This window comes from Rhodopila sp. (assembly GCF_035548095.1).
Classification (GTDB): Bacteria; Pseudomonadota; Alphaproteobacteria; order Acetobacterales; family Acetobacteraceae; genus Rhodopila.
Genome location: NZ_DASZUV010000022.1, coordinates 71,238 through 86,137 on the forward strand (window position 1 = coordinate 71,238; position 14,900 = coordinate 86,137).

General features: G+C 68.4%; 10 protein-coding genes. 2 read left to right on the forward strand and 8 right to left on the reverse strand.

Annotation, left to right across the window (positions count from 1 at the left end):
* Positions 1-17: 17 nt before the first annotated feature.
* Entirely contained in the window at positions 18-3,533 is a 3,516-nt protein-coding gene (gene tssM, locus VHC04_RS17020) for a type VI secretion system membrane subunit TssM (RefSeq protein ID WP_325683450.1), read from the reverse strand.
* 114 nt (positions 3,534-3,647) lie between these two features.
* Here tssM and VHC04_RS17025 point away from each other — a divergent pair, with 114 nt between their 5' ends.
* Positions 3,648-4,424 (forward strand): glycoside hydrolase family 73 protein, encoded by a 777-nt coding sequence (locus VHC04_RS17025; RefSeq protein WP_325683452.1) that lies wholly within the window; start codon positions 3,648-3,650, stop codon positions 4,422-4,424.
* Positions 4,425-4,526: 102 nt separating this feature from the next.
* Here VHC04_RS17025 and tssG read toward each other — a convergent pair whose 3' ends face one another.
* From tssG to tssB, 7 genes are all read right to left on the reverse strand, one after another.
* Positions 4,527-5,612: a type VI secretion system baseplate subunit TssG gene (gene tssG / locus VHC04_RS17030; protein ID WP_325683454.1), complete on the reverse strand. Its 1,086-nt coding sequence runs from the start codon at positions 5,610-5,612 to the stop codon at positions 4,527-4,529.
* A gap of 65 nt (positions 5,613-5,677) precedes the next feature.
* Positions 5,678-7,495: a type VI secretion system baseplate subunit TssF gene (gene tssF / locus VHC04_RS17035; RefSeq protein ID WP_325683456.1), complete on the reverse strand. Its 1,818-nt coding sequence runs from the start codon at positions 7,493-7,495 to the stop codon at positions 5,678-5,680.
* Positions 7,496-7,602: 107 nt separating this feature from the next.
* A complete protein-coding gene (gene tssE, locus VHC04_RS17040; RefSeq protein WP_325683458.1) occupies positions 7,603-8,136 on the reverse strand; it encodes a type VI secretion system baseplate subunit TssE in 534 nt (177 codons plus the stop codon).
* A complete protein-coding gene (locus tag VHC04_RS17045; RefSeq protein WP_325683460.1) occupies positions 8,133-8,954 on the reverse strand; it encodes a type VI secretion system accessory protein TagJ in 822 nt (273 codons plus the stop codon). The genes tssE and VHC04_RS17045 overlap by 4 nt, the downstream gene beginning before the upstream one ends.
* 67 nt (positions 8,955-9,021) lie before the next feature.
* Positions 9,022-10,524: a type VI secretion system contractile sheath large subunit gene (tssC, locus tag VHC04_RS17050; protein ID WP_325683462.1), complete on the reverse strand. Its 1,503-nt coding sequence runs from the start codon at positions 10,522-10,524 to the stop codon at positions 9,022-9,024.
* Between the two features lie 93 nt (positions 10,525-10,617).
* Positions 10,618-12,108, reverse strand: a complete 1,491-nt coding sequence (tssC, locus tag VHC04_RS17055; protein ID WP_325683464.1) for a type VI secretion system contractile sheath large subunit — start codon at positions 12,106-12,108, stop codon at positions 10,618-10,620.
* Between the two features lie 3 nt (positions 12,109-12,111).
* On the reverse strand, positions 12,112-12,621 hold the full coding sequence (gene tssB, locus VHC04_RS17060) for a type VI secretion system contractile sheath small subunit (RefSeq protein ID WP_325683466.1): 510 nt from the start codon (positions 12,619-12,621) through the stop codon (positions 12,112-12,114).
* A 468-nt stretch (positions 12,622-13,089) separates the two neighbouring features.
* Here tssB and VHC04_RS17065 point away from each other — a divergent pair, with 468 nt between their 5' ends.
* Entirely contained in the window at positions 13,090-14,847 is a 1,758-nt protein-coding gene (locus VHC04_RS17065) for a ShlB/FhaC/HecB family hemolysin secretion/activation protein (RefSeq protein ID WP_325683468.1), read from the forward strand.
* Positions 14,848-14,900: the final 53 nt, after the last annotated feature.

Sequence of the window (14,900 nt, forward strand, 5' to 3'; positions counted from 1 at the left end):
GCGGGTGGCGTGCCCGATCACTCGACCTTCGGGCATCTGAATGCCTGCAGCACGCTGGCGGCGAACGGGTTCTGGATCGACGCCGCCCGGATTTCGAACACCGCCTGGCGGTCGCCAAGCTGGAAGGTCAGGCTGAACCGCTCCGGCGAATCGCCTTGCACCATGCGGGCATGTCCGAACATGCGGAACATGGCCCAGGGCCCGGTGTCCTGCAGCGCGCCGCCGGAAGCGGGCGGCGGCTGGAATGCCAGCCGCACGGTCTGCATCCGGGTCTGTCCCGGCCAGGTGATCTGCGTCGCGCGGGGCGGCCCGTGGATCGACAGCACGCTGGTGCCGTCGAAATCCAGCATCGCCTGGGTCGATGTCGCATCCAGGCTGACAGGAATGATATCGAATCGAACCGTCGGCGCGGTGGCGCCCGCCGGAAAGAACAGGTCGCGGATCATCGCCGCGCGCTGGAACTGCGCCAGGTCCGCCGGGCTCGCGGGCGGCTTCATGCCCTCGGCCGGCTGCAACTGCCAGACCTTGCCGGACATATCCACGTATGGACGCAGATAGGTGTTGAAGAAGCCGTCGATCAATCCGCCGGGCGCGAACAGCCGGGTGAAGTCATCCAGCGGCACATCCTTGGTGGAATCGGCAACGAACGGGTAGCGGTCGGCGACAGCCAGGGCGCAGAGCGGACCCGGGCCGCCGGTGCCGTTCCATGCCGCAACGATCTGCTGGCGCGCGTTGCCGCCGCGCAGCGCGACCGCGCCGCTTGCCACGGTGTTCAGCCAGCGGGCCACCATCGGCGGCTGCCGCTGCGCCTCGGCACGCAGCGCGGGGGTCGGGTCGTCGCCCGGCGCCGGCGCCGGCTGCGTGGCCCCGACCGGCGCCTGCGCCAGCTTCGCCATCTGCTGGCGGACGTCGTCCAGCGACTTCAACAGGAAATCCAGCGGCGCGCCCGGCCCGGTGCCGACCAGGTCGTGCAGTGCCTTGAAGTGATCGTCCACCCGCTGTCCCAGCCGCATCGGCGCCGGCTGCCCCGCCTGGGCGGTGCTGAACAGCCCTTGCAGCCGTTCAATCGCCGCCGGCTGCGCCGAGCCCCCAGGCTTGCCCTCGTTCGCCTTGGCCAGATCGGCGGGCGGCACGGTCAGCGTCGTCTGGCGGGCGATCGAGGTCAGCAGCGCGCGGATCGGGGAGTCCGGCGAGGCCAGGATGAACAGGTCCTGCGCCGCCTGGGAGACGCTGCGCATCGGCACGACATTCAGGTCCTCCAGCATGGCATCCCAGGCCTGGATGTAGTCCGTCTCGTACAACGAGACCACGTCATGCTCCAGCGTCGCCATGGCCGGGCCGTTCGGGTCGATCTCGATCTTCGCGCCCAGGACCCAGCTTTCCGATGCCACGCTGCGGGCGGCATCGCGCAGGCTGGGCAGCAGCACGCGGTAGAACCCGTCGAGGGTCAGGAAACCCGGGATGCCCTGGTCCATCGGCTTGCCCGACAGCCGCTGGAACACACCGGCGCCGGCCGGGCCCAGCGCATCGCGCGGCAGCCAGGGCGGAATGGCGCGGGCGGCCGCGGACGGCTTGATCCGCGTGTAGACGCGCTGCGCCAGCGATACGCGGCTGAAGGTGGCCCGAGCCTTGGCCACGAGGTCGCCGTCCAGCGGCACTGGCGGCAGGGGTTCGGCCAGCAGCGCGTCCAGGTGCTGCAGCAGCGCCTCCCGCATCGGCGCGGCCGCGGCGCCGGGATAGGCGGCCTGCCAGTCCAGCATCATCCAGTCGTGTACCAGGCTGCGGTCCAGCGGGCCGGCGGAGCCCAGCATCAGGTAGACCCGGGTGGCTTCGTACAGAAAGTCCGGCTGGTTCATCCGCCCGCGCATCTGCGTTTCCAGCCGCCACAGCAGCCGGGGCAGCAGCACGCGCTGCAATGCGTGTCCGTAGACGGTGCGCGCCGCCGCCGTCAGCTTGGCGTCCTGGGACAACCCGAACGTCCAGAACCCGCCGGCGGCCGGCTCGATGGACTGCGGCAGGTCGCGCGCCCGGTCGAGCAGCGGCAGGACACGCGGCAGATCGCCGTCATTCACCGGGTCCAGCGTCACGCGCCGCGCTGCCTGGCCATACGCGTCCAGCGCGACGGCCATGGTGGCGACCTGGCGCGCGCCGTGTTGCCGCGCCGCCCAGATCGCGACGCTGCCCAGCACCACCACCAGCGCGATCGCCGCGAACGCCCCGATGCGGAGGAAGAGCCGGCGCTGTCCGGCACCGGGACGTTCCGACACCAGCATCGCCTCATTGAACACCACGTCCCGCAGCAGGCCCGCCAGAAAATAGCTTCGCCCCTGTACCGGCCGCAGGCTCGGCAGCCGTTTCTGGTCCAGTCCGAAGCCGCGGGCCAGCGCGCCGGTCAGCCGGTCGATCGGGGTGCCTTCCTGCGTGCCGGAGGTGAAATAGACGCCGCGCAGCATCGGCGCGGCGTCCAGGCGGGAACCGCCGAACGCTTCCTGCACGAAAGCGGCGAGCGGCTGCTCCAGGCTGGCGAGCTGGGCGGGGAAGCCGCCGATCATCACCCGCTGCTCCGCGCCGCGCTCTTCCTGCAGGCGGTCGAGCAACTGGCTGTCCAGGCGCTCCACCAGCGCCTTCAGCTCGGCGGGAAACAGGCTGGCGGTACCGGCCTCCCCGGCGGCGATGGGGAACGTCACCCCCCATACCTGGGCACGCCGCTCCGGCGTCAGGTCCGAAAAGAACTCGGTGAAGCCGGCGATGCGGTCGGCCTTGGTGAACAGCAGATAGACCGGCAGCCGCAGGCCGCAGCGACTCTCCAGCTCCTTGATCCGCCGGCGGATCGCCCGTGCATTGGCGATCCGTTCCGCTTCCGGCGCCATGGCCACGGTATCGATGCCGATCGCCACCAGGACGCCGTTCAACGGCTGGCGCGGCCGGGTACGCTTCAGCAGGTCCAGGAACGTCTCCCAGCCCGTGCGGTCGACGGCCGCGTCGGAATCCTGCGTGGTGTAGCGCCCGGATGTGTCGATCAGCACCGCCTCATCGGTGAACCACCATTCGCACAGGCGCGTGCCGGCGACGCCGGCCACCGCGTCGGGACCCATTTCACTGGCCAGCGGAAATCGCAGGCCGGCATTCAACAGGGCAGTGGTCTTGCCGGCACCCGACGGCCCGATGATGACGTACCAAGGCTGCTCATACAGGTAGCCGCGTGTGTGGCGCGCATGTTTCAGCAGCTCCAGCGCCTTGGCGAGCTTCTCGCGCATCGCCGCCGCCTCGCCGGCGACGGCCTCCGCCCGCGGGTCGGCGGTATCCGTCAGCCCCGCGGTCAGCGCCTCGTCGCGCCGTCGTTTCAGCAGGTCCAGCGTGAGGTTTGCGGCGGCCCAGGCGATCACGAGGACCGCAACGACCGCCAGCCGGACGATCCATCCTTCCAGCACGGGCAGCAGCGGGCCGAGGAACCAGACCAGCAGGCACACAAGCGTCACGCCGATGCCGCTCAAGACCCAGCGGGAGAACAGAATGCCCAATGCCGATTTCATGCCGCCCTGATCCCGCATCAAGGTACCGGTGCCGGCACGCGCCGTTTCACCGTTCCCCGCGCACTGTTATGCTATACTCCGAGAGCGATACAGAGAATAATCATCGAGGTCGGCGTGGGTCTGGTTCCGTCTCCCACCGTACTGAGCACGGATGCGATGGGGCGCGTGGCGCCGCCGATCGTCGCCTCGGTGGGCCGTGACGGGGTCAACGATCCGAAGGATGTCTTCATCATCCAGTCGTTGTTGAATCAGCGCCTGCCGAAGCCGCATTCGCCGGTGCCGGTGACCGGCGCGGTCGATCCCGGGACGATCCTGGCGATCCAGGCCTATCAGGCGGTGATGCTGAACATGCTGCCGCCCAGCGGACGGGTCGAGCCGGGCAGCGCCACGTATTACTCGCTGGCGGCGCGACCGCTGGTCGACGACACGCCGCAGAAGGCCACCGGTCATTACGGCCAGCTCCCCAACGACGTGATCGACGCCGCCATTGTCTCTCACATGCACTGGAACGTGCCGGTATCCATCACGATCGCACAATGGATCGTCGAGAGCGCCTGGGGCACCGCGATGCCGCCGGACAGCAACAATCCGTTCGGCATCAAGGCAAGCGGCGACCAGCCCGCCGTGGAAAGCCAGACGCGGGAGGTCGTCAACGGCCAGAGCATCGTGACCACCGCGCGGTTTCGCAAGTTCACGTCATTGACCGAGGCGTTCGATCTGCATGGCAAGCTGCTGGCGACCGCGCCCGTCTACAAGGTCGCGATGACGTTCGTCACCAATCCGGACGCTTTCGCCGACGCACTGACCGGCGTGTACGCCACCGATCCTCAATACGGGTTCACGCTGAAATGGGTGATCAGGAATTACGGTCTCATTCGGTATGATCGCTGAGGATGCGGGCCATGCAACAGGCCGCGGATGCCGTGTGCCGCCAGGCGGCCCCTATCGGCCGGCCCCGACCGGCCGGCGGCGCCGCACGCCGCGTCCGCGGGATCAGCGGCCGTGCCCGGCCGCCGCGGCCCGTGCCTCGATCGCCTCGGCGCTGAACAGCGGGTCGGCGGCGTCGGCCTTGCGCTTGCCGCCCGGCGGGCACAGCCAGGTGTTCCACCCCAGTAACGGTGCGTCCTCGCTGTCGCCACCCAGGCGCAACAGCGGCACCTCGCCTGCCGTGACCACGAGGTTGATCGCAAAGCCGGTCGCGAAATTCAAATAGGTCCGCACCAGGGCCGCCAGGCGCGGCAAGGTCGGCCGGTGGGGCAGCAACTCGGCGAAGCCGGCGCGCGTCAGCGGCCCGATTCGCAACACGATCCCGGCCTGGACGTCCCAGGTGCGCAGACCCAGCGTGGCATCCTGCCGCTCGCCCGGCGTGCCGGGGCCCAGCTCCTCCTCCGGCGGCGGTCCCAGCCGGTTGAAGCGGCCCGCCCGGCGTCCGGTTGGCAGGCGCGACCGCTGGTCCGGCGGCAGCTCCACCCAGGCGCCCGCGAATTGCCGGATTTCGACGGGACGGCCGAGCCAATCGGACACCAGGGCCTGGAGCCGGTCGGCGGAGCGCGGGTGCGCCGACAGCAGTCCGGCGTAGTGCATCACGGGCGACATCCCGGCGGCCAGGCGCGGCAGCAGGTGCGGCGTGCCGAACCCCGCCAGCGACAGCAGCGCCTGGCCGAGCGGGTCGGCGTCCTGTCCGGCCAGCGCGCTGGTTTCCGCCATCCGCGCCGGCCGGTATTTGCCGCCCGCGCGGGCCAGCAGCGCGACCATCCGGTGCGACAGCATGTCGAGGAACTCATGCAGCGCGCCGGACCTCGCGCGCAATGCCTCATGCAGGACCTCGGCATAGCCACGCGGCAGCACGCCGGAAGGACCGGTCAGGCCCATCACGCTGACCACCAGTTCCGGTGGCAGCTCCGCCCCTTGCGGGCGCAGCGCGGTCACGTCCGAGGCCGGATAGGCGAGGCGGGCCAGGGAGCGGAAGCGAACGATATCCGCCGGGTCGGGCTGATGCGCCGCGTGGATCAGCACCCGGATCGCGGCGTCGAAGTCGAACCGTTCCGGTTCGGACGCCAGGCGCTCCAGTGGTGACATGGGCGGCGACATGGGCGCCGACATGGGCGACGACGTGGGCGGCGACACGCCCGGCGATGCGGGCTTCACACCAGCACCCGCGCGCCGGCTCGTGCCGGCCAGGCCGCCGCAGTGCCTTCCCGGCCGCGCAGCACGACGCGGGTGCGCACGAAGCTGTTGACCGTCGCGTGCAATGCCAGGAAGCGGTCGAGCACCGAGGCCAGCAGGTAGAGGCCCGAGGCCTGCCACGCCCCGGCATCGAATTCCAGCGTCACGTCGATGCCGCGGCAAAACGAGCCGGCCCGCTCGCCAGGCACGCGAGCGACGCCATGACGCGCCGAGACCGACAGCAGCCCGTCGATCGTTCCCGGCGCGCCGGGCGCACCGCGAAGGTCATACAGGCGTAGCACCTCCTTCAGCGCATCGGCCGCGGCGCCGTCGCCGACCAGTGACAGATGGCCGATCGACAGGTGCGAAATCAGGCGCCAGAAGCCGCGTTCCCGCAGCGGCACCTGAAGCGGCGCGGTGGGCGCCGTCAGGCAGACGAGGCGGTCCACGGCGGCAACCCCGTCCACCAGCTTCAACCGTGGGCTGACGGGCAGGTCGGCCGGCAGGGACCGGTTGGTGCAGAGCGCATCGATCGACAGCACCGTGTCCGCCGGGCTTTCGGCATCGAACCGGGGATCGAATGTCGACAGCAGGACGTCGGTGCCGCCGGGCGGCACCGGGGCGTCCCTGCGCGACAGGTGATAGAAGCCGGCCGGACCGCCCTCCACCCGGTCCCGCGCGCCCAGCCGGTAGAATGGCGCCCAGGCGCGGACCGTGCCGTCGGGCCGGGTTTCCTGCACCCGGGTGACATCCCAGATCTCCAGCGCCCCCTTGTGCCGTTCATCCGGCTCGATCCGATACTCCGTCTCGGTGTGCGTCAGCGTCAGGGCCTCGCATTGGTACGGAAACAGATTGACAATCGGGGTGCACCCCAGCGCCAGGGCATCATTGCCGACGGCGCGTTCCAGGTCCGGCGCCCCGCGATCCAGATACAGGAAGATGTCCAGCTGGTTGCCGCTGGACAGCAGGGTCTTGGCATCCAGCCGGGTGATGTCGATGAACAGGAATTTCTCGGGGAAGGCGAAATATTCCGACAGCAGCCGGAAGCCGCTGAAGCTGCGCGCCGGCCAGGGGAACAGCGCCTCATCCGCCCCGAAGCCGACCGGCTGGACCGCGTCGGCGGGCAGGATCACCGGCGAGGGGTCGTTCGGCCCGTCCGCCAGCGCCACGCCGATCGTGTGCTGGCACAGCAGCTCATGCAGCGCCAGCGCCACGCGCGGCGCGGCGCGCAGGAAGAAGCGCAGGCGGTCGACGCCCAGCGTGGTGAAGCTGGCTTCCGCCGTCATGCATGTCAGGCCGATGCGAAGCACCGCGGCCGCGCCGGGTGCGTCCGGGTTGGCCGGCGCGGCCAGCGGCAGGCCGGACAGCCGGACGGTTTCGATCGTAATCGGCCATAGCGTAACGGGGTATGCGGTATGGTAGCGGCAGGGCTCGCCGCGGACCGGTTCCGTGTCGAGCGGCAGTCCCAACGGAATCGTCGCCGACGCCGAGAGCTCCGCCTTGCACTGCAGCTGCGCGATCGCACAGGACGGTACCGGCGCCAGGTAATGAGGATACAGCACACCCAGCAGCGCGTCGGTCAGTTCCGGGAAATCGTCGTCCAGGCGGTGATGGACGCGGGCCGCGAGGAAGGCCAGGCCCTCCAGCAGGCGGGTCACGTGGGGGTCGTCGACCGTGGTTTCCGAGATGCGCAGCCGGGCGGCGATCTTCGGGTTGGCGGCGGCGAATTCCTTCGTGGCCAGCGCCCGCACGCTGTTCAGTTCGCGATCGAAGTAGCGGAGCAGGGAGTCGGACATCATCTATCCGGCGATCAGGGCGGATCGGCGGGTCATGCGGCCGCGTCCCGCTGATTGCATGCCAAGGGGTGCAGGCGGGCCAAAGGGTGCAGACGGGAATGTGCGCATCAGAGGTCGTCGCGCTGGCGTACCACCGCATCGGCGGTGACCGGATCCAGCTCCATGTCGAAGCTCACCGGTTCGGGGGCGGGTTCGGCGTGCAGCACGGCGTTGATGCGCAGGCGCAGCGTCGTCTCACCCTCGCCCGTCGGCGCCAGCGACACGCTGACGGACCGGAAGCGCTTTTCGAACAGGCGCAGCGTGTCCTCCACCTCGCGGCACAGGGCGTCGCGGCCGGACGTGCCGTGGAACCGCCCGGCCGTGCAGTCGGGGATGCCGAAATTCAGCGGTGACAGCGCCAGCGCGGTAAGCGCCGCCGGCCAGGATCGCCAGCGCCGGCGGCCGTTCAGCAATGCCTCGATGTCGCGGCGGACGGAGCGCCGCAGGATCGCCATTGCCTCGGCGGCGGACAGCGCCTGGTCGCCGGTCCGTTCCGGCGCATCGTCGATCAGCCGGTCGAGCAGTGGCAACTGCGCCCGGGCCGGGACGCGCTGGACGGGCTGGTCGCGCGTGCCCGCGAAACGATCGCGCGTTCCGCTCATGGCGCGCCGGCCCCGGCGCCGAAGTCCAGCGTGGTCAGGTCCATGATCGACACCAGGTCGTCACCTGCCAGAAACGAGGCCTGGCCGGCGCCCAGCACCAACCCCGCGCCCCGCTCCACCCACTCGGTCGCTCGGCCGAGCCGGAGGGTGTCGGGGGATGCGGGGTCGGTGGTTTCGTAGATGACCGGCAGGTAGACATCGCCGTCCGGCCCCTGGCGCACGGACATGGATGCGCGGCGCCAGAACAGGTCGCGCGCCCGCAGCGGCTTGTGGAATTCGACCGACATGACCCGTTCCGCCGGGATCCAGAAATATTTGCCCGTCGTCGTCAGGACCTCGAAAAAGCCGGAATTGAGGTCGCTCGCGTCCCGGAAATCGTCGAAGCGCCGTGTGCCGGCCCGGCCATCGATCCTGGGCCGCAGCTCTTCGGCGCGTCCGGCCATGGCGGCGGCGGTGGCGGCATCGCCGGCGCGCAGCGCGACATGGGCTTCCAGGATCGCGGCCAGCGCGGGCGTGGGTTCGTCGAGGAATTCCGGCAGCCGCCCGTCGCTGTGCACCTGGCGCCGCGCCGTGGCGGCGCGCAGAAGCTGGCGGAACTCGGCGACCACGATGGCGGCTTCGGGTTCGATGACGCTGGCGGCATCCAGAACGACGTCGGCACGTTCGAAATTGCCGGCGAACAGCAGCAGCTCGGCCAGGAAGATCCGCGCCGACAGATCGGCCGGCGCTGCCCGCACCGCGGCGCCGGCCGCGGCAACCGCCTCATTCAGCCTGCCCGCCTTGAACAGGGTGCCGGCGGTCTCTCCGGTTTCGCTCATGGAAGCAGCTCCTGCCTGTCACAGATGACGGTCGCGTTGGAGGGTGTCCGAGGGATCATCCGGCTGGTCACCTCGCCCGGCGGGGGTCGGCGATGTCCGCCCGAAGGTCGAATTCGGCCGCGACCTCATCCAACTGGAAATGCGGTTTGAGGTGCATGGTGCAGCCGAAGACGCCCGGGCGGCCGGGATATTCACGCACCGTCACCCGTCCGTCCACAAGCGGCTTCTGCGCCCTGCTCTCTGGGCCCGCGTCGATCGCGGCGTTGATGTATGTGCGCAGCCAGGCCTGCAGGCGCTGCTCGATCTGCGTGGCCGTCGTGATCTTGCCCGTCATGTCGCGGCCGATCACCTTGATGTAGTGCGCGAAGCGGGAGGCACAGAGGATGGCATTGATCTGCGCGGACAGGCGCGCGTTGGCATTGGCCGCCGCCGCGGTCGGCCCGGCGTAGCGTTGCGGGCGGTGCAGGCTGGCGACGGAGGCAAAGGCCGCGTCGGCGGTGTATGGCAGGGAGATCAGCGGGATGAGGCCGGCATCGACCAGGCTGCGCTCCTGCCCGTCCGTCAAGACCAGCTCCAGCGGCAGGCGCGGCCAGGAGAGCGGTGGATCCGTGCGGAACCATTCCACGGGCAGACCGGTCACCACGCCGCCACCCTCCCGATCGGTATCGACGCCGCGGATGTCGGCCGGCCAGGCGTGGTTCGCCTGGGCGCGTGCAACCACGGCCGCGAAGGGATAGACCGCCGACATCCACACGCGGCTGGCGGCGTCGGGAGCGTACTCGGCGTAGCGGAAGCCATCGGCGCGGTCGGGATCGTTGCGCCAGGGCGGACGGGCCAGCGCCCTGGCGACGGTGACGCACACAAAGCGCGAGTCCTCGCGGTTGCCCAGGCCGCGCCAGCGCGCGTGCGATGCCTGGCGCAGCGGCGCGGCCAGGTCGGCGGTCATTGCCAGGTCGCCGAATTCGTCGACACCCAGCAAGGCCGGTGAGGCCGCCAGCACGACGACGCAAAATGCCGCCGCGGCCACGGCGGACAAGGCGGCGATGGCCGCGACGTCATCGGTGGGTGCCTGTGGGCCGGGGCGGTGCCGGACCGGGTGGTCGATCAGCAGCAGGCCGATCGGGTCGCCGCCAGGCGTGCCCAGCTCGTTTTCATAGATCAGCCGGAACATCGTGCTCTGGTCGAACTCGATGGCGCGGTCGAGGTCGCGGCAGATTTCCGGCCAGGCGATGGTCATCAGCCGCACCCTGATGCGCGCCGTGGGATCCAGGCCCCGGATCAGCCAGGCGAGGCCGCGCCAGGATCCTTCCAGCGCGCGCAGGCGCGCATGGTGCAGGATCGCATCGAGCTGGCGGCCGATCAGGGCGTCGATGGCGGCGATGTCACGGTCGATCGCGCCGCGCAGGGCGGCCCGGCCCTGGCCGAGGAGCCGCGCCGCCGGATCCATGCCGAACCAGGCCCGCAGGGCGCTGCCGGCATGGGCATCCGTATCGGTATCACCGGTGAGGAAGGTAGCCAGCCGCTCCGCCTCAAGGGCATGGTGGCCGCCAAGGAACCGGCCTGCCAGCACGGTGTCGCGCAGTGGCGGGTCCGGGGCTGGCCTGGTTGCTCCCCTTGGTGGCGACGGGATCTCCGCGGATGGCGCGGCCCGCTCCAGAATGGGTTATGCCTTCTGCGGAATATTGGCGACGAGCCGCATGCTGGCGGTCAGTTCCTCCATCTGCAGCCAGGGGCGCAGATAGGCGATGGCGTTGTATGCGCCCGGCTTGCCGGGGACTTCCCTGACCTCGACCCGAGCCTCACGCAGCGGCCGTTCCAGCTTCGACTGCTCACCGGATTTCTCGTTGGTATTGACGTAATTGCCGATCCAGCGATTCAGCCAGACCTCACAGTTGCTTACGTCCATCATGCTGCCGATCTTGTCGCGCGCCATCACCTTCAGGTAGTGCGCGAAGCGGCCGGTGATCATGATGTAGGGCAGGCGTGCCGAGATGGCGGCGTTTTCGGTTGCCGCCGGACGGTCGTATTTCTTCGGCTTCTGCACGGTCTGGCCGCCGAAGAACACGGCGTAGTCCGTATTCTTGTAGTGGGACAGCGGCAGGAAGCCCAGGTTCGACAACTCGTTTTCCCGGCGGTCGGTGATGCCGACCTCGGTCGGGCACTGGTGGTCCGTGTCGCCGTCATCGGACTGGAAGATGTGGAGCGGCAGGTTTTCCACCTTGCCGCCGCCCTCGGCGCCGCGAATGGACATGCAGAAGCCGGTGCGGGCGAAGGAGTCGGTCATCCTGGCGCCCATCACATAGGCGGCGTTCATCCAGCAATAGTCGTGGTGCCCCATGGGCTTCGCCGCGCCGGTTGCCGGGTCGGCCGGCGCTTCCTCGTAGCCGAATTCGTCGATGAGCTTGGTCTTTTCCCCGTATGGCAGCCTGGCGATCACGCGTGGCATTACCAGGGACACGAAGCGTGCGTCCTCGCTGTCGCGGAAGCTGCGCCACTTGATGTATTCCTGGGACTCGAAAATCTTCGAGAGATCGCGGACCCTGGGCAGCTCGGTGTAGTCGGAGAAGCCGAACAGCTGCGGGGCGGCGGCGGACAGGAACGGTGAGAAGCCGGCCGCGGCCACGTTGGAGATCAGCCGGAGCGTTTCGATGTCGTCCGGCGCGTTGGTCCATTCATAGTCGCCGATCAGGGTTCCGTACGGCTCACCGCCCGGGGTCCCGAACTCATTCTCATAGATCTTCTTGAAGAGCTGGCTCTGATCGAATTCCACCGCCCGGGTCAGGTCGCGGGTCAGCTCGCGCTTGGCGACATTGAGGACGCGCAGCTTCAGGCTACCGCCCGTTTCGCTGTTCTGGACCAGATAGTGCAGTCCCCGCCAGCTTCCCTCCAGCTTGAGGAATTTCGGGTCATGCATGATCGCGTTAAGCTGCGATGACAATTGCCGGTCCAGGACCTGGATCGCCTTGTCGAAGGTACGCGACAGGTTGCGATCGAAGGTGATGGTGCCCTTCAGGGCTTCCTCGACCATCGTCTTGACCAGATCCTTGGCCCGGTCGGGTTCCGTCTGCCGGGTTGCCGACACCACCTGGTCGAGCAGGCTGACCGTCTCGGTTGTCGCGGCGGCGGCCGGCGGCGAGGCCTGGGACTCCGACATCGGCTAGCCCTCCTTCTTCTCGACGCCCAACGTGCTGGACAGGGAGGACAAATCGTTCTGGTTCTGCAGAATCTGCTCCAGCAGGTTTTCCAGGTCGGCGGACCGGTCCACCTTGCTCATGAGGTCGCGCAGCTTGTTGCGGGTCTCCAGCAGGTTGCGCAGCGCGGGCACCTGCTCCACGATCCGCCCAGGCTCAAAGTCCTCGATCGCGTTGAACTTCAGATCGACGGCGATCTGGCTGCCATCACCGGCAAGGGTATTCTCAACCTTCAGGTTGAGACCGGGACCGATACGCGCCATGACATCGTTGAAATTGTCCCGATCGATCTGAACGAACTTCCGTTCACTGAGCGAAGCAAGCGGCTTGGTTGGATCGCCGGAGAATTCACCCATGATGCCGACGACGAACGGAAGCTCGCGCTGCACCATGGCGCCTTCGGTTTCGACATCATAGGTAATGTGAACACGTGGACGGCGGACGCGCTGCAGCTTCTCATGGATGCTCGCACTCATGAACGCCTCCGATCCAACAATGAATGCAATCAATACGTGTTCGGGCTGGTCTTCGCAAGACCTTCGTGGCCCGGCACGCCGCCGGGGTGGCAGATTACCAGGGTGGCAGATTGGCAGGGTAGTAGATTGGCAGGGTTGCAGAGCGGCGCGGCATCCGCGCGCCGGCCGAGCGGGTCGGGACCCGTCCTCGCCAGCACCTGGCCACGGCCGCCGCGGCCACGCCGCCGGCGCTCTGTTGCCGATCGCTTACAAGCGACCGGCGGACAGGATATCGTTGCGAAGATCGGTCGTGGGTCGTAACATACGATCATCACGCCGATTCATCGACATCGCCGATCTATCGACATCGCCGATTGATCGACGCTTAACGAAGGCAGGGTCGAAATGCGCGGTCCGTGCAACGGGGTTCTTGTTGCCAGGCGTCGGTCATGCCGTGTCGAGGGTCTGGTCCGTCTGTGGGCAAGTCGGATGGTCCTGGCGATCGGCGTTGCTCTCCCGGCCCTGCGGCCGTCCGCGCGTGCGGCCGAACCGCCGCCGAATTATCCGCAGATGCAGCCGGTATCGCCGGTGCCGCAGGGCTCGCCGATCCCGCGGATCCTGCCGCCCGCACCGCCAAGCGTCTCACCGAACGGCGGCGTGCCGCCGCTGCCGCCCGCCGGTGCCGGGCTGCCGGACCGGACCGTCAGGATTACCGGCGTCTCGGTGGATGGCGCCACGGTCTTTCCGGCGTCGGCGTTCGATGCATATACGCGGGACCTGGTGGGGCCGGCGATACCGCTGCCCCGCATCGATGCCGCCCGGCAGGCCATCCTGCAGACGTACAGGTCCGCCGGCTATGTCCTGTCCGCCGTGTCGGCATCGCTGGACGCCAGCGGGCAACTGCGGTTCATCGTCACCGAAGGCCATATCGCCAGCGTGAAGCTGTCCGGCGATATCGGGCCCGCGGGCGTGCAGGTCCTGCGGTTCCTGAACCGGCTGACCGAGGCGCAGCCGATCGACGCGGCCACGCTGGAACGATATCTGCTGCTGGCGGGGGACGTTCCCGGTGTAACGGTCAAATCGATCCTGGAGCCGTCGGACAGCGAGCCGGGGGCGCTGAACCTGGTCGCGCAGGTCAGCCGGCAGGCGGTGTCCGGGCTGGGCATCTTCGACAACCGGGCCTTCTACCAGACTGGTCCGGTCGAGGGCCTGCTGGTCATGGATCTGAACAGCTTCACCTCATACGGGGAAAAGACCGAGCTCAGCTTTTACCACACCTTCCTCAACACGCAGAATTTCGGCCAGGCCGCGCTGGAGATGTTCCTGGGCGGGTCCGGCTTGAAGGTCCGTGTCTATGGCGGTGCCGGCAACGCGATCCCCGACAGCAGCGGCACGCAGGCCCTGTCGGCCGCCAACTACCACGGCTTCACCGATGTCTTCGGCGCCGCCTTCATCTACCCGTTCATCCGGTCGCGCCAGCAGACGTTGAACGGGGTCCTGAACTTCGACGCGCTGGAGTCGAATATCCGCACCGGGCCCGCGCCATCGGACCTGACCACGACGAGCTATGACTCGTTGCGAGTCCTGCGCCTGGGTGAGGACTACGCGATGTCGGATCTCTGGCTGGGCACCGAGAGGCCGGCGTTCAATACGCTGTCTGTCCGGTTGTCGAAGGGGCTGCCGATCCTGGGGGCGGAAACCAACGGCTATGCCGCCAACGCCGCCAGGCAGGGCGAGCAGGCCGATTTTTTCAAGCTCAACTTTGAACTGACACGCACCCAGACATTCTATACTTTCCAGAACGGCAACTCGATCGCCTTGATGGGGTTGCTGACTGGCCAATGGAGTGATGCTGTTCTGCCGCCGGCGGAACAATTCTACCTGGGCGGGCTCCGTTTCACGCGCGGCTACTATGCCGGCCAGGTCGCCGGCGACAAGGCGCTGGCGGCGACGGCGGAGCTTCAGTTCAACACGACGCTCAACCTGTCGGCGTTGCGCCTGTCCGGGGAAGTGCCGGCGCAGTTCTATGTCTTCTATGACTGGGGCGAAACGTGGGAGAACAACGCGACCATCCTGCCGGCGATGATCAACTCGTCCGGCGGCGGCACGCGGGTTCAGGTCACGCACAACGTGGAAGTGGATTTCGAGGCGCTTGCCCGGTTCAACCGGTACCCCAACGGGTCCGGCCCGACCGTCTCGGCGCTGAACGGCATCGGGCTTTACTGGCGGGTCGTCGGACGATTCTGACGGGGCGCATGGATGGCGTGAACCTGGACCACAAAGGGACAGCGGGATGAAGA

Bases quoted from the DNA above. Each gene is read 5' to 3' on its own strand.
- tssM (WP_325683450.1), bottom strand. From the start codon at position 3,533: ATGAAATCGGCATTGGGCATTCTGTTCTCCCGCTGGGTCTTGAGCGGC.
- tssG (WP_325683454.1), bottom strand. From the start codon at position 5,612: ATGTCACCACTGGAGCGCCTGGCGTCCGAACCGGAACGGTTCGACTTC.
- tssF (WP_325683456.1), bottom strand. From the start codon at position 7,495: ATGTCCGACTCCCTGCTCCGCTACTTCGATCGCGAACTGAACAGCGTG.
- tssE (WP_325683458.1), bottom strand. From the start codon at position 8,136: ATGAGCGGAACGCGCGATCGTTTCGCGGGCACGCGCGACCAGCCCGTC.
- VHC04_RS17045 (WP_325683460.1), bottom strand. From the start codon at position 8,954: ATGAGCGAAACCGGAGAGACCGCCGGCACCCTGTTCAAGGCGGGCAGG.
- tssC (WP_325683464.1), bottom strand. From the start codon at position 12,108: ATGTCGGAGTCCCAGGCCTCGCCGCCGGCCGCCGCCGCGACAACCGAG.
- tssB (WP_325683466.1), bottom strand. From the start codon at position 12,621: ATGAGTGCGAGCATCCATGAGAAGCTGCAGCGCGTCCGCCGTCCACGT.
- VHC04_RS17065 (WP_325683468.1), top strand. From the start codon at position 13,090: ATGGTCCTGGCGATCGGCGTTGCTCTCCCGGCCCTGCGGCCGTCCGCG.